Annotated in this window: 19 protein-coding genes and 4 tRNA genes; 7 read left to right on the top strand and 16 right to left on the bottom strand. The window is 51.6% G+C overall.

Annotated elements, in window-relative coordinates:
* Window positions 1-13: 13 nt before the first annotated feature.
* The 11 genes from rplJ to MKJ04_RS18760 all read right to left on the bottom strand — a co-directional run bounded on the left by rplJ (window position 14) and on the right by MKJ04_RS18760 (window position 7,072).
* Complete coding sequence (rplJ, locus tag MKJ04_RS18810; protein WP_241643210.1) at window positions 14-538, bottom strand: 50S ribosomal protein L10; 525 nt, start codon at window positions 536-538, stop codon at window positions 14-16.
* A 4-nt stretch (window positions 539-542) separates the two neighbouring features.
* A complete protein-coding gene (gene rplA / locus MKJ04_RS18805) occupies window positions 543-1,235 on the bottom strand; it encodes a 50S ribosomal protein L1 (RefSeq protein ID WP_241643209.1) in 693 nt (230 codons plus the stop codon).
* Between the two features lie 15 nt (window positions 1,236-1,250).
* The gene (rplK, locus tag MKJ04_RS18800) at window positions 1,251-1,694 is read right to left on the bottom strand and encodes a 50S ribosomal protein L11 (RefSeq protein WP_241643208.1); all 444 of its coding nucleotides are present in this window, start codon (window positions 1,692-1,694) and stop codon (window positions 1,251-1,253) included.
* A gap of 12 nt (window positions 1,695-1,706) precedes the next feature.
* Complete coding sequence (gene nusG, locus MKJ04_RS18795) at window positions 1,707-2,264, bottom strand: transcription termination/antitermination protein NusG (RefSeq protein ID WP_161889980.1); 558 nt, start codon at window positions 2,262-2,264, stop codon at window positions 1,707-1,709.
* Between the two features lie 9 nt (window positions 2,265-2,273).
* Window positions 2,274-2,465: a preprotein translocase subunit SecE gene (gene secE, locus MKJ04_RS18790; protein WP_241643207.1), complete on the bottom strand. Its 192-nt coding sequence runs from the start codon at window positions 2,463-2,465 to the stop codon at window positions 2,274-2,276.
* 29 nt (window positions 2,466-2,494) lie between these two features.
* A tRNA-Trp gene (locus MKJ04_RS18785) sits at window positions 2,495-2,567 on the bottom strand.
* A 111-nt stretch (window positions 2,568-2,678) separates the two neighbouring features.
* The gene (tuf, locus tag MKJ04_RS18780) at window positions 2,679-3,866 is read right to left on the bottom strand and encodes an elongation factor Tu (protein ID WP_241643206.1); all 1,188 of its coding nucleotides are present in this window, start codon (window positions 3,864-3,866) and stop codon (window positions 2,679-2,681) included.
* 72 nt (window positions 3,867-3,938) lie between these two features.
* A tRNA-Thr gene (locus tag MKJ04_RS18775) sits at window positions 3,939-4,010 on the bottom strand.
* 116 nt (window positions 4,011-4,126) lie between these two features.
* Window positions 4,127-4,199, bottom strand: a tRNA-Gly gene (locus MKJ04_RS18770).
* Window positions 4,200-4,294: 95 nt separating this feature from the next.
* Window positions 4,295-4,377 (bottom strand) — tRNA-Tyr (locus MKJ04_RS18765).
* Between the two features lie 148 nt (window positions 4,378-4,525).
* Window positions 4,526-7,072, bottom strand: a complete 2,547-nt coding sequence (locus MKJ04_RS18760; protein WP_241643205.1) for a M1 family metallopeptidase — start codon at window positions 7,070-7,072, stop codon at window positions 4,526-4,528.
* Between the two features lie 85 nt (window positions 7,073-7,157).
* Here MKJ04_RS18760 and MKJ04_RS18755 point away from each other — a divergent pair, with 85 nt between their 5' ends.
* From MKJ04_RS18755 to frr, 3 genes are all read left to right on the top strand, one after another.
* The gene (locus MKJ04_RS18755) at window positions 7,158-7,658 is read left to right on the top strand and encodes an acetyl-CoA carboxylase biotin carboxyl carrier protein subunit (RefSeq protein WP_241643204.1); all 501 of its coding nucleotides are present in this window, start codon (window positions 7,158-7,160) and stop codon (window positions 7,656-7,658) included.
* 83 nt (window positions 7,659-7,741) lie between these two features.
* The gene (gene pyrH, locus MKJ04_RS18750; protein ID WP_241643203.1) at window positions 7,742-8,521 is read left to right on the top strand and encodes a UMP kinase; all 780 of its coding nucleotides are present in this window, start codon (window positions 7,742-7,744) and stop codon (window positions 8,519-8,521) included.
* Between the two features lie 157 nt (window positions 8,522-8,678).
* The gene (frr, locus tag MKJ04_RS18745; protein ID WP_241643202.1) at window positions 8,679-9,242 is read left to right on the top strand and encodes a ribosome recycling factor; all 564 of its coding nucleotides are present in this window, start codon (window positions 8,679-8,681) and stop codon (window positions 9,240-9,242) included.
* A 92-nt stretch (window positions 9,243-9,334) separates the two neighbouring features.
* On the opposite strand, the gene MKJ04_RS18740 is transcribed toward frr, so the two are convergent.
* The 5 genes from MKJ04_RS18740 to MKJ04_RS18720 all read right to left on the bottom strand — a co-directional run bounded on the left by MKJ04_RS18740 (window position 9,335) and on the right by MKJ04_RS18720 (window position 12,411).
* On the bottom strand, window positions 9,335-10,120 hold the full coding sequence (locus tag MKJ04_RS18740; protein WP_241643201.1) for a hypothetical protein: 786 nt from the start codon (window positions 10,118-10,120) through the stop codon (window positions 9,335-9,337).
* Window positions 10,121-10,349: 229 nt separating this feature from the next.
* Window positions 10,350-10,922: a nicotinate (nicotinamide) nucleotide adenylyltransferase gene (gene nadD / locus MKJ04_RS18735; protein ID WP_241643200.1), complete on the bottom strand. Its 573-nt coding sequence runs from the start codon at window positions 10,920-10,922 to the stop codon at window positions 10,350-10,352.
* Window positions 10,919-11,503, bottom strand: coding sequence for a guanylate kinase (gene gmk / locus MKJ04_RS18730; protein ID WP_241643199.1), 585 nt, complete (start codon window positions 11,501-11,503; stop codon window positions 10,919-10,921). The genes nadD and gmk overlap by 4 nt, the downstream gene beginning before the upstream one ends.
* A gap of 7 nt (window positions 11,504-11,510) precedes the next feature.
* The gene (locus tag MKJ04_RS18725) at window positions 11,511-11,792 is read right to left on the bottom strand and encodes a zf-HC2 domain-containing protein (RefSeq protein WP_241643198.1); all 282 of its coding nucleotides are present in this window, start codon (window positions 11,790-11,792) and stop codon (window positions 11,511-11,513) included.
* 25 nt (window positions 11,793-11,817) lie between these two features.
* Window positions 11,818-12,411, bottom strand: coding sequence for a sigma-70 family RNA polymerase sigma factor (locus MKJ04_RS18720; RefSeq protein WP_161889970.1), 594 nt, complete (start codon window positions 12,409-12,411; stop codon window positions 11,818-11,820).
* A gap of 528 nt (window positions 12,412-12,939) precedes the next feature.
* Between MKJ04_RS18720 and MKJ04_RS18715 the strand changes: the two genes are divergently transcribed.
* The 4 genes from MKJ04_RS18715 to MKJ04_RS18700 all read left to right on the top strand — a co-directional run bounded on the left by MKJ04_RS18715 (window position 12,940) and on the right by MKJ04_RS18700 (window position 17,220).
* The gene (locus MKJ04_RS18715; protein ID WP_241643197.1) at window positions 12,940-14,226 is read left to right on the top strand and encodes a citrate synthase; all 1,287 of its coding nucleotides are present in this window, start codon (window positions 12,940-12,942) and stop codon (window positions 14,224-14,226) included.
* A gap of 255 nt (window positions 14,227-14,481) precedes the next feature.
* Complete coding sequence (locus tag MKJ04_RS18710; protein ID WP_241643196.1) at window positions 14,482-15,222, top strand: class I SAM-dependent methyltransferase; 741 nt, start codon at window positions 14,482-14,484, stop codon at window positions 15,220-15,222.
* Between the two features lie 140 nt (window positions 15,223-15,362).
* Window positions 15,363-16,124 carry a glycosyltransferase family 2 protein gene (locus MKJ04_RS18705; RefSeq protein WP_241643195.1) on the top strand — a complete coding sequence of 254 codons (762 nt, stop codon included), beginning with the start codon at window positions 15,363-15,365 and terminating at the stop codon, window positions 16,122-16,124.
* A 1-nt stretch (window position 16,125) separates the two neighbouring features.
* The gene (locus tag MKJ04_RS18700; protein ID WP_241643194.1) at window positions 16,126-17,220 is read left to right on the top strand and encodes a glycosyltransferase family 4 protein; all 1,095 of its coding nucleotides are present in this window, start codon (window positions 16,126-16,128) and stop codon (window positions 17,218-17,220) included.
* Window positions 17,221-17,228: the final 8 nt, after the last annotated feature.

Raw genomic sequence — 17,228 nt, 5'->3', positions numbered from 1 at the left:
TTACGTTTTTAAATTATTCTTTTTCCGATAAAGTCTTCAGGATACCGGCCAATTTACCTCCACTGCTCTGTAGCGCAGAAACAACGTTCTTCGCAGGAGACTGCAGTAAGCTGATAATATCACCGATGAGCTCGTTTTTAGACTTGATCTGAGACAAGGTCTCCAGTTGGTCATCGCCTATGTACAGGCCTGCATCGATGTATGCACCTTTCAGAAGTGGAAGCGTAGTGCCTTTCTTTCTGAAATCCTTGAGGAGTTTTGCAGGGGCATTGCCTGACTCCGCAGAGAACAGGATACCAGAAGCGCCTTTCAAAACACCTTCCAGTGCAGTTGTATCAGCCTCCAGAGTGCCTAGAGCCTTTTGGATGAGTGTGTTCTTGTAAACTTTGTACTCAAGACCGCGGTCGAAGCACATTCTCCTGAACTGGTTGATGCTGGCTACGCTCATGGTAGAGGCATCTGTAATATAGAAGTAGTTCGTGTTGGCGAACTTCTCACTCAGTTCATTTACGATTATCTCTTTTTCTTCCCTGGTCATGTTCTTAGATTGTTGCGTTCTTGTCAACGATTACGGCCGGGCTCATGGTGCTGGACATCGTGATGCTTCTGATGTATGTGCCCTTTGCTGAAGATGGCTTCAGACGGTTCAGCGTCTGGATTACTTCAGCTGCATTTGCAGCAAGTTGCTCAGTAGTGAAAGAAGCCTTCCCAACGCTTGTGTGAATGATTCCGAACTTGTCAACTTTAAAGTCAATTTTACCGGCTTTCACTTCTCTTACCGCTTTTGCCACATCCTGTGTCACGGTGCCAGACTTAGGGTTTGGCATCAGGTTACGGGGTCCCAGGATTCTTCCAAGGCGACCTACCTTTGCCATTACGGCAGGCATCGTGATAATCACGTCCACATCTGTCCAGCCTTTTTCGATTTTCTGGATATAGTCGTCCAGACCAACAAAATCAGCGCCTGCGTCTTTGGCTTCCTGCTCTTTGTCAGGTGTAACCAGGGCAAGTACTTTAACATCCTTCCCTGTACCGTGGGGCAGTGTAACAATGCCACGCACCATTTGGTCTGCCTTACGCGGGTCAACGCCTAAGCGCACGTCTATGTCAACAGAGGCATCAAACTTGGTGAAGGTAATGTCCTTTACTACTGAAGCGGCATCTGTTAAAGAATACTCTTTTGTCAGGTCAGCTTTTTCTAAAGCAGCCTTCCTCTTTTTTGAAATCTTCGCCATTAGTCCTTTAACTTATTATTCGTTCCACGGAGCATTACCAGAAACTGTGATACCCATGCTTCTTGCTGTACCTGCTACTTGCTTCATAGCGGCCTCAACTTTAAACGCATTCAAATCGGGCATCTTGATCTCTGCAATTTCTCTGATCTGATCCCATGTTACAGAACCTACCTTATTTCTGTTCGGCTCTTTTGAACCGCCCTTGATTTTAGCAGCATCCATTAACAATACTGGAGCAGGAGGCGTCTTGATAACGAAATCAAAAGACTTGTCTGCATAGATTGTAATCAATACTGGTAACACTTGTCCGGGCTTATCCTGCGTTCTGGCGTTAAACTGCTTACAGAACTCCATGATGTTAAGACCCTTCGAACCAAGTGCAGGTCCAATCGGTGGCGATGGATTCGCGGCACCTCCCTTTACCTGAATTTTCAGGTAACCTTTTATTTCTTTTGCCATTATTTAAATTTACTACGATTCCTTTTCTACTTGCATGTAGTTCAGCTCTACCGGCGTGTTGCGGCCGAAGATCTTCACCATTACGTTCAGCTTTTTGCGCTCCTCGAACACTTCCTCCACTGTTCCGGAGAATCCGCTGAATGGGCCGTCCATCACTTTGATGGTTTCGCCTACCACAAACGGTGTGTCCAGCACTTCTGCCTGCTCCTCGGCTTCATCCACGGTACCCAGTATCCTGTTTACCTCAGACTGGCGGAGCGGAACTGCCTTTTTGGTTGCAGAACCATCATTTGCGCCCAGAAAGCCAATAACCCCCGGTGTGCTGATGATAATATGCTCTGCCTCTCCATGAGACAAGTCGGCGTGAATCAGCACGTACCCCGGAAAGAAGCTGCGCTCCCTGATTCTTTTCTTGCCGCCCCGCATTTCGTACACTTTCTCCGCAGGAATCAGCACCTGCGGCACGTACTCTTCAAGGCCTTGTCTCATTATCTCATTCTCCAGGTAAGCCTTGGCTTTCTTCTCCTGGCCACTTACAGCGCGAACTACATACCACTTTAAATCAGCCATATTCCTAATCTAAAACTGGTTGTAAAACCATGTCAGGCCTGAATCGAAAACAAAATCCATGGCACCAACTACGAGCGCGAAAATCAAAGAACCTATCAATACTAACACAGAACTGCGCTGCAACTCTGAATAGGTAGGCCAAGAGACTTTGTCTCTCATCTCCTCTACTGTGTCGTTTACATAGGTTGTTACTTTGCTCATCGCTTCGCTTTACTGAGGGTGAAAAATTGCACGGGTGGAGAGACTCGAACTCCCAGCCAATGGTTTTGGAGACCACTACTCTACCAATTGAGCTACACCCGTAAAAAAATGCACGCCATTTTTCTAAATGGAGTGCAAACTTATTCAAATTATCTATGAAAACAAACCCGTTCCTGAAAAATCTTTTCAAGAACGGGTCCGATTCATAAAGTATTAGTCAAGGATCTCAGTTACCTGGCCGGCACCTACAGTTCTACCACCCTCACGGATAGCGAAACGCAGACCTTTCTCCATGGCCACTTTGTTGATCAACTTCACAGTGATTGTGATGTTGTCTCCTGGCATTACCATTTCTACGCCTTCTGGAAGTACGATCTCACCTGTAACGTCTGTAGTTCTCAGGTAGAACTGTGGACGGTACTTGTTGAAGAATGGCGTGTGTCGGCCACCTTCTTCTTTAGAAAGAACATATACCTCAGCTTTGAACTCCTGGTGCGGCTTCACTGAACCTGGCTTGCAGATAACCATACCACGGCGGATATCAGTTTTCTCAATACCACGCAGCAACAGACCTACGTTGTCACCGGCTTCTCCTCTGTCAAGGATCTTACGGAACATCTCAACACCTGTAACTACTGACTTCAGGTTCTCAGCACCCATACCCAGGATGTCAACCTGCTCACCAGAGTTGATTACACCACGCTCGATACGGCCTGTAGCCACAGTACCACGACCCGTGATAGAGAACACGTCCTCTACTGGCATCAGGAACGGAAGATCTGTCAGACGCGCTGGGATTGGAATAAAGCTATCCACAGCATCCATCAGTTCTTCAATAGTCTTCACCCACTTCTCGTCGCCGTTCAGGCCACCAAGAGCAGAACCCTGAATTACTGGAATGTTGTCGCCGTCGAAATCGTAGAAAGAAAGAAGTTCACGGATTTCCATCTCAACAAGCTCAAGAAGCTCTGGATCGTCAACCATGTCCACTTTGTTCATGAAAACAACAAGCTGAGGAACACCTACCTGACGGGCAAGCAGGATGTGCTCACGTGTCTGTGGCATAGGGCCATCAGTAGCGGCAACCACAAGGATGGCGCCGTCCATCTGGGCAGCACCCGTAACCATGTTCTTCACGTAGTCAGCGTGACCTGGGCAGTCAACGTGAGCATAGTGACGGTTTACAGTTGCGTATTCTACGTGTGATGTATTGATAGTAATACCTCTTTCTTTTTCTTCAGGAGCGTTGTCAATTGAAGAGAAATCACGAAGCTTAGCAAGACCTTTATTCGCCAGCACAGTTGTGATAGCAGCTGTCAAAGTAGTTTTGCCGTGGTCAACGTGACCAATAGTACCGATATTTACGTGCGGTTTGGAACGGTCAAATGTTTCTTTAGCCATTGTATGATATTAAATTAAGGTTAAAACGTTTAAGTTTATGTTGCGCTTTTTAATTACACGTAACGGACTTTGAGCCAACGATGGGAATTGAACCCACGACCTCTTCCTTACCAAGGAAGCACTCTACCCCTGAGCTACGTCGGCTTCTAAGTTCATATAATATTACAACCCTATTTACAGTAAAAAGGAAGCTCATCTGCATGAATTTCCTTCTCCAGTTAATCCGTAAATGAAATAAGTCGCAATCTATAACTTAACTGAGCGGGAGACGAGGGTCGAACTCGCGGCCTATAGCTTGGAAGGCTATCGCTCTACCAACTGAGCTACTCCCGCTTTTACTAATCATGAATGACATAATTTTGAATGATTGAGCAAAACAACTAAGTCCAATTCAGCTATTCGCTCATTCAGTTATTCAAAATTAGTTGTGGGGAGAGCAGGATTCGAACCTGCGAAAGTTTACACTAACGGAGTTACAGTCCGTTCCATTTGGCCGCTCTGGAATCTCCCCGATTTCACTAATCACAAAAATCAGCAAAACTTCTCTTTAGACTGACATCCTTTCGATGCCCTGCTTGTTCTAAAGAGATGCAAAATTAAGCCCTTTTTCTTTCCAGTCAAACATTCGGTGAAAAAAAAACGAAATATTTTCTAGCGGCTTAACTGCCATACAGTTGCAGCAACCGCTCGTCTTTCTCGTTCTGGCGTATCTCATCTAGCAGCGCCTTCACTTCCGGCTTCTCCGACATAACCATAAGTGCCTGATACGCTGAGGCCCGCACATAATAGAGCGAATTATTCCGGGCCATGTCTGCCAGCAGGGCAATCACCTCGGGGGTGTTTGCCTGGTTGTTGGCGGCCAGGTATGCGCCGAAGCTTTGCAGCAGATAATACAGCTGGCCGCCGCTCGCTTTCTTCACCTGCTGCAGAAACCAGTCGTATTTCTCCGGCCCGCCCTGCACGGCGTAGAAGGAAGACAGCGCGAGCACCACTTCGTCGTTACTCTCTTTGTCGAACCTGGCCAGTTGCTGCTTTGTGTCGGCGGCACCGGTTCCGGCATAGGCGAGTATGGCCGCTGCCGTGGCCTGGTATGAGCTGTCGCGCATGGCTTGCGCAAACAATGGCTTGTACTTCTCACTGCCCCAATTGGCAAGGGCCAGGAGCGCGTCTGCGCGCACTTCCCCTTTCTTGTCGTGCTGCGCCATTTCCCGGATGGTTGGCGCTATGGCAGTGGCTTGGGCCTCTTTCAGCTTTGCCAGGCTTGAGAGGGCGCTGCTGCGCACCCGCCAGTACGCGTCGCGCAGGGCCAGTTGGTAGATTTGCATCACTGCGGGCTCCGTCAGCTTGTCCTCTAGAGCGGCCAGCGCCTCTAGCTTGGGTGCGAGCTGGTTGGCGTTCCTGAACTGGAAAAGCAACTGTTGGTCTGTTTTCTGGTGCTGCACCACGCCAAGCAATTGCTGTTCTGCGTCAAACAGAACTAACTCTGGGGCAGTGTCCACACTAAACGTGAAGGTTTGCGCCGCCTTGTCCACCGTGATGGAGTATACCGTTTTCTTGCCTCCGGCCCAAACGGCCACCTGTAACGGCAGTTTATACACCGGGGCGTAGGTGGAGTCCTGTGTCTGCGTTACCTGCAGGGTCAGCTGCCCGTTCTGGTAGGTGTCCTTCACCTGCAGTTCGGGGTGGCCGGCGTTCATAAACCACTGGTCGAAGAACCACATCAGGTCCATGCCGGTCACGTCCTCGAAGGCCATGCGCAGCTCTGCCACCTCCACATCCGAGAATTTGTTTCGTGTCAGGTATAGGTTGAGGGAGGCCCACCAGGCCTCGTCGCCCACGAGCTTGCGCAGCATGTGGAGCACCCGCCCGCCCTTGGCGTAGGAGTGGCTGTCAAACATGTCTTCGCGGTCTTTGTAACGGTAGCGGATAAGCGGCACGCGCTTGGTCTCGGCTTCGTCCAGATACTGGCTCAGCTCGTCCAGTTGCAGGTATGCCGCCTCGTCTGCCCCGGATTTATGCTCAGCCCAGAGGTACTCAGAGTAGTTGGCAAACGACTCGTTCAGCGGCAGGTTGGCCCACGACTCCGTGGTCACGTAGTCGCCAAACCACTGGTGAAAGAGCTCGTGCGCAATAATGCCATCCCAGTTCTTGTCCAGCAGCTCGCGCTCGTTCAGCTGCAGGCTTTCCATAAAGATGGAGGCGGATGTGTTTTCCATCGCCCCGGACACGTAGTCGCGCACGACTACCTGCGCGTACTTAGCCCAGGGGTATGGCACGCCCAGCTTGGTGGAGAAGAACTCCATCATCGCGGGCGTGTTCCCGAAGATCTTCTTGGCGGTGCCTTTGTAGGCGGGCTCTACGTAGTAATTTACTTCCTTGTCACGCCACTTGTCCTTTACCACCGCAAACTCCCCGATTGCCATCATGGCCAGGTAGGGGGCGTGCGGCAACTCCTGCTTCCAGTAGTCGGTTTTGGTGCCGTCGGCGTTTTGCCTGGAATACATGAACATACCGTTAGAGATAGTGGTATACTTTGGGTCAACGGTGATGTATACCTCCTGCGTCATGCGCTCGTTCGGCGCGTCTATCGTCGGGAACCAGGCGGAGTTTGCCTCTGTCTCGCCCTGTGTCCATATCTGGGTGGGTTTGTTGGCCTCCTGCCCAAGCGGATTGATAAAATACAGGCCCTTGTCTGAGGAGATGGCGTCGCTGCCGCCGGTCGGCAGCTCGTTTGGCCTGGCGGTATAATTCACCTCTACCACATACTCCTCGGAACGGGTATAGGCTTTGTTGAGGCGTATGGTGAGCTGCTTCCCGTCGTAGTTGTACTTTAGCGGTGTCCCGTCCATCCCTTTCATCAGGCTAACGCTATGTATGGTCATGCCCTTGGCGTCCAGCACCAGCGAGTCCTGCGGGTAAAACCAGGGCTTGAGCTTGAGCTCGGCCGTGCCGTTGAGGTACTGCTTTTCCCAATCGAAGCTGACGCGCAGCTTGGTGTGCAGCAGGTCGTGTGCTTTGGTGCGGGAAGGGTTAAACGCGTGCTGCTGGGGCACCCACGCTGGCGTTTGGGCCACGGGCGCAACCACCGGCTCAGCGACAGCCACGGGCTTCTCGCTTATATCTGTAACAGCTTTGTTGGCACTGCAGCCACCTGTAAACGCCATGGCAGCAGCCAGGCCCGCAATGCTCAAAAACCTATGATTCATGGTAGAATGTTTTAATTTTGAGGTGAAGTTCTGAAATTACTCTGAGAAATCAACTAACTTTAAGGTCAAAACCACACATACTACGATGCTCCAGGTAAAAACCGCTGACGACAAAACATGGCAGGTTGATATTCAAAAAGGCACCATACTCCTAAATAATGCCCCTTTTGACTGGGACATCTCCCCTATCGGCCCCAACACATACCACATCATAAAAGACGCACGGTCGTATACGGCAGAGTTGGTGTCGGCGAACTACGAGGAGAAAACTTTCACCTTCAAGATCAACGGGAAGGTGCAGACCGTGCGGGTTAAAGACCGCTTCGACCTGCTGCTGGAGAAGCTGGGCATGAGCAACGCCAACGCCAACAAGATAAACGATGTGAAGGCTCCCATGCCGGGACTTATACTGGAGATAAAAGTACAGCCGGGCCAGGAGGTGAAAAAAGGCGACCCGATCCTGATTCTGGAAGCCATGAAGATGGAGAACATCATCAAGTCGCCGGGAGACGGCACCGTGAAGGAAATAAAGGTAAAGGAGAAACAGAACGTGGAGAAGAGCCAGGTGCTGTTGCTCTTCCAGTAAGCCTGACCAATAGGGAGAAGCGGCTGCCACGGTAGCCGCTTTGCTGTGTAAGCCAGAATTTATAACCAATATAGATATATACCGTGAAGTATAAACGAATTTTGCTAAAGCTGAGTGGTGAAGCGCTCATGGGTGACCAACAGTACGGAATCGACTCTAACCGATTGCTACAATACGCGCAGGAGATAAAGGAGGTATCCGCACTTGGCGTGGAAGTGGCGGTTGTGATAGGCGGAGGCAATATCTTTAGGGGGGTGCAGGCCGAGCAGGTAGGGCTGGACCGTGTGCAGGGCGACTATATGGGTATGCTGGCCACGGTTATAAACAGCATGGCGCTGCAAAGCGCGCTCGAGAAACTGGGCGTTTTCACGCGACTGCTCTCCGGCATCAACATCCAGCAGGTATGTGAGCCATACATCCGCCGCCGCGCGGTGCGGCACCTGGAAAAAGGCCGTGTCGTAATCTTCGGGGCCGGAACCGGCAACCCATACTTCACCACCGACTCGGCCGCCTCGCTGCGCGCCATCGAGATTGAGGCAGACGTGGTGCTGAAAGGCACCCGCGTGGACGGCATCTACTCTGCGGACCCGGAGAAAGACCCAGACGCTATCTTCTATCGCAACATCTCGTTTAAAGATGTGTTTGAGAAAGGCCTGAACGTGATGGACATGACCGCTTTCACGCTGTGTAAGGAAAACGACCTGTCGATCATCGTTTTTGACATGAACACGCAGGGCAACCTGAAGCGCCTGGTAAACGGCGAGGAGATCGGGACGCTGGTGAGCATGGACGATGTAGCTGACACACTGCGCGAAACGGCAGACCAGCTGCAGACAGGAAAAGGGCTGCAGCCGAATAAATAATAAAAATTCGTATTTTTGCCCTATGAGCATGTTTATAATTTACCCTTTGCACTGCGAATGGGTGCTTTAAAATTCTGACAAAGCTCATTTTTCGCCTTCAAAGGTATAATTCAAACACGCTTTAACTATTTCAGAACTACACTAAGTTAATATTGATATGACGGAAGAAATTCAGTTTTACCTCAGCGAAGCTGAGGAGTCGATGGAAAAGGCAGTGCAGCACACGAATGCTGAATTGACGAAGATACGTGCCGGCAAAGCATCTCCCGCCATGGTTGAGCATTTGCGCGTGGATTACTATGGCGCCCCAACTCCTCTCTCTCAGGTAGCAAATGTGGCCACACCCGACGCGCGCACGCTCCTGATCAAGCCCTGGGAAAAAAACATGCTGGGCGAGATAAACAAAGCAATCAAGAACAGCGACCTCGGGCTGAACCCGCAGCAGGAAGCAGACGCCATTCGCCTGAACATACCGGCCCCGACAGAGGAGCGCCGCCGTGACCTGGTGAAGCAGGTGAAGACTGAAACAGAGAATGGCAAGGTCAGCATCCGCAACATCCGCAAAGACGTGAACGACGCGCTGCGCAAGCTGCAGAAAGAAGGCACCGCCGAGGATTTCGTGCGCGACGCGGAAGCCAAGGTACAGAAGCTGACGGACCATTACATCGTGAAGGTAGACGAGCTGCTGTCTAAGAAAGAGGCCGAGATCATGACGATCTAAAACCGACGACGCCGCACACTATGTACAAAAGGGAAGCCCCGCGAACGTAAATTCGCGGGGCTTCCCTTTTGTATGCCTTTTGTAGTGGCTCCTTAAAGCTGTACAGGCGCAAAAGAGGTGAAGGCCTCTTTTGGCACTTCCTTCAGCACCTGGATGTCTGTGATTTTGGCCTGCCCCCTGTCTCCGGAGAGCTTTATCCCGTCGTACATCTTGTAATCCTGCCAGGGCATCACAAAGGCGGGCACCGTGTCGTTGGCGCTCGGGAAGTAGGCCCATTGCGACACCAGCTTCGTCTCTTTGTCCACAAACACTTTATACCTGTTCTCCGGTGTAACGCCCACTTTGTCGAAAGTCAGCTGCAGCACGTCGGCCGGTTGCCCTGCCTGCGTGGTTTCCTCGCCAAGGTACTTCAGGGTCACGCCAGAGTCCTTGAGCTTATACGGCATCACGAGCCAGTAAGAGTCGTTCACCCAGGCCTCCTTGCCCCGCTGCAGGTACTTGGCCACTGAGTCGGGCTGCGTGAGCTCTGTGCCGTTGCGGTATACTTTGCCTTCTCCGGTATTTATGTTCACCAGTGTCTTGGCGTCCTCCTTCAGGTATTCTACCCGCACATCGCCAGTGGCTTTGTCCCAGAGCAGTTTCCGGTTGCCAAAGAAGTTCCAGGCAATGTAGCGGGTATTGTCCCAGCTCTGACGGCCACCTTGCGCTGCCATCACGGAGTCGGCAAGCTGGATGGCCTTTGCATCGGAGGCCGCTTCGTTGAAGCCCTCCATGGGTGGGTTGCCTTTTGCCTGCTCGTTGTTAGGCTGGCACATTTGGAACAGCAGCACAACTGCCACAGCAGTTATTGATCTGAAGAAAACAGGTAAATAATTCATAGTTGAGGTTTCGGTTAGGCCAATTTCTATATAAAACAGGAATCAACCTAATAAATCTGAGGCATTTTAACGGCCGGCCAATAGCTCCCTGACTGATTGCTATTATTATATGTATAACCGCCCCCAACCAACTTTTTCGCAGGCCCCCATACATATAAAAACGGCGTTGCCGATGTATCCGCAACGCCGTTTTTATATGTATGGGGGTATAATGGAGCAGTTCCTCCTGCTACTGATACAGCTTATGCACCTGTATATATTCCGCCACTGCGTCGGGCACCAGATACTTAATGCTTTTCTCCTCCCTGATGCATTTGCGTATAAACGTGGCCGAGATGTCCAGAATGGGGGCTTTTACAAACGTGGCATTGGGCATGTCGGGCAGCGCCTCCGTAACAGAGCCGGAACGCGGGTATACATATACCTGATGATACTCCAGGATACGCTCTGCGTTTTTCCATTTTGGGAAGAGCGGAATGTTGTCTTCGCCCATGATCAGCACAAACTCATAGCTGGGATACTTCCCCTGCAGGTACGTGAGCGTGTCGATGGTATAGCTGGGCTTTGGCATGCTAAACTCGATATTCGAGACACCCAGGTTCGGGTTGTCCTCTATTGCCAGCGTCACCATCTGCAGCCGGTCGAACTCGTGCTGCAGCGTGTTGCTGGGCTTAAACGGGTTCTGCGGCGACACCACCAGCCATACCGTGTCCAGGTCGGTGTTGGTGGCCATGTAGTTGGCCAGGATCAGGTGGCCGATGTGTATGGGATTAAAAGAGCCAAACAAAAGCCCTACCTTCATACGATAGCCGGTTCTGTGTTCAAAAACTGGCTCACGAGGTTCTCGGCTTCGGCGAAGGCTTTGTTCAGGTCGTCGTTCACGATCACCTTGTCAAACTGGTCTTCGAAGCTCATCTCAAACTTGGCCTTAAACACACGGCTGCTGATGCTGGAGGTGGAGTCGGTGTTGCGGGCGGTCAGGCGGTTGGCCAGTTCCTCGATGGAGGGTGGCTTGACGAAAACGGCGAGTGCGCGGTCTTTGTAGAAGTTCTTGATGCTCAGCCCGCCTTTCACGTCCACATCCAGAATCACGTGCTTGCCTTGTTTCCAGATGCGCTCGATCTCAGACTTCAGCGTGCCGTAGAAGGCACCCTCATATACCTCTTCCCACTCCACGAACTCGTCTGCGCCAATCCTCTTCTTAAATTCCTCGGGGGTGATGAAGTAGTAGTCCTTGCCGTTTTCCTCGGAGCGGCCGCGCTTGTCGCGGGTGCAGGCAGAGATAGAAAAGCTCAGTTGGGGGTTAGTGCTGAGCAGATGCTTTACAATAGTGGTTTTCCCGGCACCGGAGGGAGCCGAGAAAATGATGATTTTACCTTGCATTAGAGGATTATAATGTTTCTTGAATCTTCGCTTTGATAAGGTGTGCCAGGCTTTCGGGCACTATCACGCGCTTAAGATGGCCGCAAACGAGGCCTTTGAGGAGCTTTTGTTTCTGATGGCTTTCGAAGCAGGAAACGCAATCTTCGATATGGTGGTTAAAATACTGCTGGTCTTCGGAAGTCGCCTCCCCATCTATGACCAGGTCCAGCAACATCGACACTTTTTCACACTCGGCCTCTTTGCTCGCGACCGGCGCATTTTGGTAAACTTCTGTATATTTTGTTTCCATCTTCACTCAAACTCTTTAAGATACCTTAACTGTTATAACCCATGGTTTTGGCGTATTTCTCTAGCTTCTCTTTCAAAGAATTCCGGGCGCGGTGCAGTCTGGATCGGACAGTCCCGATTGGGATGTCGAGTATCTTGGCCATCTCCTCGTAGGTGAATCCCTCAAGGTCGCAAAGGATAATCACAGTCCTGAAATCGACGGGCAGGGCATTCAGCGCGCTGGCCACTTCATCCCCGATCAGGTCCTGCACGCTTTCGGTGCGCATGTCGGTGGTGGTGGCCACCCCGCTCTCGCCCTCTACGTCCTCTGAGTTATAGTAGCCTTCTACCTCGCTGTAGTCTACTTTGGCAGGCTGTTTGCTCTTTTTCCGGAACTCATTAATGAAAGAGTTCTTCAGGATTCGGAACAGCCACGCTTTTGCATTAGTTCCTTGCTCGAAGTAGTCGAAAAAGCGGTACGCCTTCAGATAGGTCTCCTGCACCAGGTCATTGGCGTCGTCTTCGTCTAAGGTGAGCCTATAGGCAAAGTTGTATAGGGGATCGAGCACGGGCAGCAGTTCGGCCTCGAACCGTGCGTCCTTCTCCTCTTTACTCAGTTGTTTCCCCGTTTGCTCGCTCATTTACTTGCAGTTTGTACTAAGTTTGTACTTTAGGTGTAATCCCCTTATTGCGAATATACGCAAATATAGAAATTTTAATTACATACCTCGCTTACAGCCCTAGGGTTGCAGGGAGCGCACTTTGCCCGGCTGTTTTTTGGCTGGCCCCGGTTTCCCCGTGTACGGCCCTGTTACAACCCGCCTCTCAAATGGCCGCAGCGGGCTATAAACGCTGTTTAATCAGCTTTTTAACTACCCCGCTCCTGCACCGCCCTCTGTGGCCGACGCTGCTTTTCGCTTTCTCCAGGTATGGCGTCAGCACTCTCCGTGGTATGGCCACAGCGACGCGCCGCACAACCGCAGGCTGAAAAAATTGTTACAACAAACCTTTTCGCCTGCAGCCGTTTATATGTACGTAAGCGGCAGGATTATGAAAACATTGGCCTTGTCTGATATAAAGGGGGAGGCTGATTTCATTTTAGAACATTTTTCCATAATTTCGCTTTATTAGTGACACAATTCAACACGGGACATAAACTAAGATAAAACATGTCAGATATTGCTGAAATTACTTTAGAGGGTAAATCCTACCAAATGCCAGTTGTGGTGGGTACTGAAGACGAAAAAGCCATTGACATCTCGTCCTTACGCTCGGCGTCTGGGTATATCACGCTGGATGCAGGATATAAGAATACTGGTGCCACCACCAGTGCCATTACCTTTCTGGACGGTGAAAAGGGCATTCTGCGTTACAGAGGGTATCCGATTGAGCAGTTGGCTGAGAAATCTAGCTTTATTGAGGTAGCCTACCTGCTCATATACGGCTCGTTGCCCACTACAGCCGAACTGCAGGATTTCAGCGACAGAATCAGCCGCCATACCCTGGTGAATGAAGACATGCGTAAGATTTTGGATGGTTTCCCGTCTGCGGCGCACCCCATGGGCATCCTCTCTGCCCTGGTCAGCTCCCTTACTGCGTTTTACCCGGAGTCGCTCAAATCGAACCAGAGCGATGAGGAGATGGAGCTTTCGATCGTTCGCCTGATGGCCAAGATGCCTACTATCGCGGCCTGGTCTTACAAGAACTCTGTGGGCCACCCGGTGAATTACCCGAAAAACAACCTCGATTACTGCTCAAACTTCATGCACATGATGTTTGCCTACCCAACCGAGACATACGAAACCAACCCGGTGGTGGTGGATGCCCTGAACAAGCTGCTGATTCTGCACGCCGACCACGAGCAGAACTGCTCCACGTCTACGGTGCGTCTGGTGGGCTCGGCACACGCCAGCCTCTACTCTTCGGTGTCTGCCGGTATCAGTGCGCTTTGGGGCCCCCTGCATGGCGGAGCCAACCAGGCCGTGATCGAGATGCTGGAGGCCATCAAGGCGGACGGCGGCGATTCCAAGAAATTTATCGAGAAGGCCAAAGACAAAAATGATCCGTTCCGCCTGATGGGCTTCGGACACCGTGTGTATAAAAACTTCGACCCGCGCGCGAAGATCATCAAGAAGTCGGCGGATGAAGTGCTGGCCGCCCTCGGTGTGAAGGACCCGATCCTGAACATCGCCAAAGAACTGGAAGAGGCCGCCCTCAACGACCCGTACTTTGTGGAGCGCAAGCTATACCCGAACGTAGACTTTTACTCTGGCATCATTTACCGCGCCATCGGCATCCCGACCAACATGTTTACGGTGATGTTTGCCCTTGGCCGCCTGCCCGGCTGGATCGCTCAGTGGAAAGAGATGCGCGAGAACAAAGAGCCGATCGGTCGTCCGCGCCAGGTTTATGTGGGCGAGACAGAGCGCAACTACATCGACATGGAGAAAAGATAAAACGCACTCTGGATATACTCGTGCTTTCGCTGAGCACTCCATACCACCTTTGCCGCTTCTTAGATCAGGGTTTCCTTTTACTAAGAAGCGGCAAAGGCATTTTTAGGCAATCCCTGGTTTCATTCTGCCGCATGGAGAGATGCCTTTGATAAGTAGCCTTTGCTCTCGTTGAGGCTTCCATTCGCGATAAAATCCACAGAAAGCTTTAGATAAAAACGCCCAGCTTTTGCGACCGTATTTATTAACCAGACAGTTATGAGAAGGCAATACAAAGGTATTCCGATCAACACCTCCAAAAACACCCACGAAAAAGTCTTTTCGCTGCTTCCTCAGAACAAGGCCATCACAGTTTTGGATATCCCTTCCGGAGCTGGCGCTTTTACGCAGCGGCTGAAAGACAAGGGGTATACCAATGTAATCAGCGTAGACGTGGTGAATGGGCTACAGATCGACCATGACCGCTTTATGCTGGGCAACATGAACGAGCGCCTTCCATACGACGACAACACTGTAGACGCAGTGGTTTGCATCGACGGCATCGAGCACATTAACAGGCAGTTCGACTTCGTGAAGGAAGTAAACCGGATTTTGAAGCCTCAAGGCGTTTTCATCGTTTCCACCCCGAATATAAGCTCCCTGCATTCCAGGTTCAGGTGGCTTCTGACCGGTCACCATAACAAATGCAAGGTCCCGCTGAATGAGCAGCATCCCGACCCTTCTCACCATATAGGGATGCTGTCGTATCCTGAGATGCGGTATCTGCTGCACTCTAACAATTTCAAAATAGACACGATCGCCACAAACAGGATCAAGCCTGTGGCGTGGGTATACGCCCCGCTTGTGCCGCTCGCATACCTAACCACGAAGCTGGTATACAGCAGCGAGGAGAAAGACCCCGGCCAGCAAAACCGGAACAAAGAAATTATAGCAGAGTTATACGCCACCCCCATACTGTTTGGGGAGACGATGATTGTGCGCGCGCAGAAACTGGTATAAACCGGCTGTCGCGGAAGGGTTTTAGCCACTGTTCTCAAGCTGATCCTGCCTCTCGCATTTCCGTACAATTCCAACGCTTGTGCTGGTAAGTGAATTTCTTTGCGGTAATTTGCGGTTGCTGGTATTTTCATTTCACTCTTATGCGAGGTATAAGCGCCGTTATCATTTGTAAGGACGAGGAGCAGTTTATAGCAGGGGCCATCGAGTCGCTGCTTTGGGCAGACGAGGTGCTGCTGGTAGACTCTTACAGCACAGACGATACCCTGCGGATTGCAGGCCAGTACCCGGTCCGGGTGCTGCAACGCCCCTTCGACAACTACTCGCGCCAGCGCAACTGGGCCATTGAGCAGACCACGCAGCCCTGGGTGCTCATGCTGGATGCCGACGAGCGCATCCCCGCCGACCTGCAGCAGGAGTTCCAGCAGCTTCTGGAAGGCACACCAGCGCACGCTGCCTACAAGATCCATCGCAAAAACTTTTTCATGGGCAGGCAGGTGCGGTACAGCGGCTGGCAAAACGATGCCGTGACGCGCCTGTTCGACAAAACCCAGTGCCGCTATACCGACAAACAGGTGCACGAGGAATTGGTAGTGCCCGGCAGCATCGGCAAACTCCGCCACCGGATGCTGCATTATACCTACCGCAACCTCCCGCACTTCCTTGCAAAATGGGACCAGTACAGCTCGCTCTCGGCGCAGGACAAAGCGAAAAAAACCGGGAAGGTGACGCTCTTTCACTTGGCCATAAAACCGATGGTGCGCTTCCTGAAGCAGTATTTCCTAAAGCTTGGCATCCTGGACGGGCGCATTGGATTTATTATCGCTTACCTGGCTGCCAGCAGCGTGTTTATGCGCTACCTCAAAATATGGCGCCTTCAGGAAGAGCCCCAAAAGACGAAATAACATGCGTGTATTGCATCTGGTATCGGAAAAGACATGGCGCGGCGGCGAGCAGCAGGTGGCCTACCTCATAGAAGAGCTGACGAGACAAGGCATCGGCTGCTATGTGGCTTGCCGTAAAAACACGCCCTTTGAGGCGCACTGCCAACAGTGGAAGCTGCCATACATCGCCCTGCCCTACGCCAACGAGTTCGATCTGGGAACGGCACAAAAGATAAAGCAGTATTGCCAGCAACAGCAGATAGACCTGGTGCATGCCCACAGTGGCCACGCGCACGCCATCAGCGTTTGGTCATACCTGCTTGGCAACCGGAGGCCCATCATTCTCAGCCGCAGGGTTGATTTTCCGGTAAAGGACAATGCCCTCTCGCGGTATAAGTATAACTTCGGAGGCATCAAGCGCATAATCTGTGTGTCTGATAAGATAAAAGAGGTGGTGTCGAGGAGCCTGAAGCGGCCGGAGGTTTGCGTTACCGTGCACAGCGGCATCGATATGAGCCGCTTTGCCGCCAGCAACAGGCAGCAAAACCTGCACCGCGCATACAACCTGCCTCCTCAGCAGAAGCTAATCGGAAACGTGTCGGCCATCGCCCCGCACAAAGACTACTTTACGTTCGTGGACACTGCCGCCTTGCTGCTGCAACAGCGCACCGACCTCACCTTTTTCATCATCGGGGACGGGCCGCTACGCCGGCAGGTAGAGGCCTACGTGCAGGAGAAAGGCCTGCAGGAGTCTATTATTTTCACTGGCTTTCGGGAGGATGTGCCCCAACTGATGCCGGAACTGGACGTGCTGCTGGTCACGTCGGAGACAGAAGGACTCGGAACCACCATCCTGGACGCCTTTGCGTGCCGCACAGCGGTGGTAGCCACAGCCGCCGGCGGCATACCCGAAATCGTGCTGCATGAAAAGACAGGGCTACTGGCAGCCGTTAAAGACGCTCCCGCCTTGGCTAGCCACCTCCAGCGTCTTCTCAGCGACGCTACGTTGCGCGAAAGCCTCACGGAACAAGCCTACAAAATGGCGCTAACGTTTTCAAAAGAGCAGACTGCCCTCAAAACTGCAGCTGTTTACAAAGAAGTTTTAGGTGTTCGCTAAAACTTTAA

Source organism: Pontibacter sp. E15-1 (genome assembly GCF_022601975.1).
Taxonomy (GTDB): Bacteria; Bacteroidota; Bacteroidia; order Cytophagales; family Hymenobacteraceae; genus Pontibacter.
This window is presented reverse-complemented; position numbering and strand designations above follow the sequence as displayed.

Excerpts from the sequence above, each read along its gene's own strand:
- rplJ (WP_241643210.1), bottom strand. The coding sequence starts at position 538 with ATGACCAGGGAAGAAAAAGAGATAATCGTAAATGAACTGAGTGAGAAG.
- rplA (WP_241643209.1), bottom strand. The coding sequence starts at position 1,235 with ATGGCGAAGATTTCAAAAAAGAGGAAGGCTGCTTTAGAAAAAGCTGAC.
- rplK (WP_241643208.1), bottom strand. The coding sequence starts at position 1,694 with ATGGCAAAAGAAATAAAAGGTTACCTGAAAATTCAGGTAAAGGGAGGT.
- nusG (WP_161889980.1), bottom strand. The coding sequence starts at position 2,264 with ATGGCTGATTTAAAGTGGTATGTAGTTCGCGCTGTAAGTGGCCAGGAG.
- secE (WP_241643207.1), bottom strand. The coding sequence starts at position 2,465 with ATGAGCAAAGTAACAACCTATGTAAACGACACAGTAGAGGAGATGAGA.
- tuf (WP_241643206.1), bottom strand. The coding sequence starts at position 3,866 with ATGGCTAAAGAAACATTTGACCGTTCCAAACCGCACGTAAATATCGGT.
- MKJ04_RS18760 (WP_241643205.1), bottom strand. The coding sequence starts at position 7,072 with ATGAATCATAGGTTTTTGAGCATTGCGGGCCTGGCTGCTGCCATGGCG.
- MKJ04_RS18755 (WP_241643204.1), top strand. The coding sequence starts at position 7,158 with ATGCTCCAGGTAAAAACCGCTGACGACAAAACATGGCAGGTTGATATT.
- frr (WP_241643202.1), top strand. The coding sequence starts at position 8,679 with ATGACGGAAGAAATTCAGTTTTACCTCAGCGAAGCTGAGGAGTCGATG.
- MKJ04_RS18740 (WP_241643201.1), bottom strand. The coding sequence starts at position 10,120 with ATGAATTATTTACCTGTTTTCTTCAGATCAATAACTGCTGTGGCAGTT.
- nadD (WP_241643200.1), bottom strand. The coding sequence starts at position 10,922 with ATGAAGGTAGGGCTTTTGTTTGGCTCTTTTAATCCCATACACATCGGC.
- gmk (WP_241643199.1), bottom strand. The coding sequence starts at position 11,503 with ATGCAAGGTAAAATCATCATTTTCTCGGCTCCCTCCGGTGCCGGGAAA.
- MKJ04_RS18725 (WP_241643198.1), bottom strand. The coding sequence starts at position 11,792 with ATGGAAACAAAATATACAGAAGTTTACCAAAATGCGCCGGTCGCGAGC.
- MKJ04_RS18720 (WP_161889970.1), bottom strand. The coding sequence starts at position 12,411 with ATGAGCGAGCAAACGGGGAAACAACTGAGTAAAGAGGAGAAGGACGCA.
- MKJ04_RS18715 (WP_241643197.1), top strand. The coding sequence starts at position 12,940 with ATGTCAGATATTGCTGAAATTACTTTAGAGGGTAAATCCTACCAAATG.
- MKJ04_RS18710 (WP_241643196.1), top strand. The coding sequence starts at position 14,482 with ATGAGAAGGCAATACAAAGGTATTCCGATCAACACCTCCAAAAACACC.
- MKJ04_RS18705 (WP_241643195.1), top strand. The coding sequence starts at position 15,363 with ATGCGAGGTATAAGCGCCGTTATCATTTGTAAGGACGAGGAGCAGTTT.
- MKJ04_RS18700 (WP_241643194.1), top strand. The coding sequence starts at position 16,126 with ATGCGTGTATTGCATCTGGTATCGGAAAAGACATGGCGCGGCGGCGAG.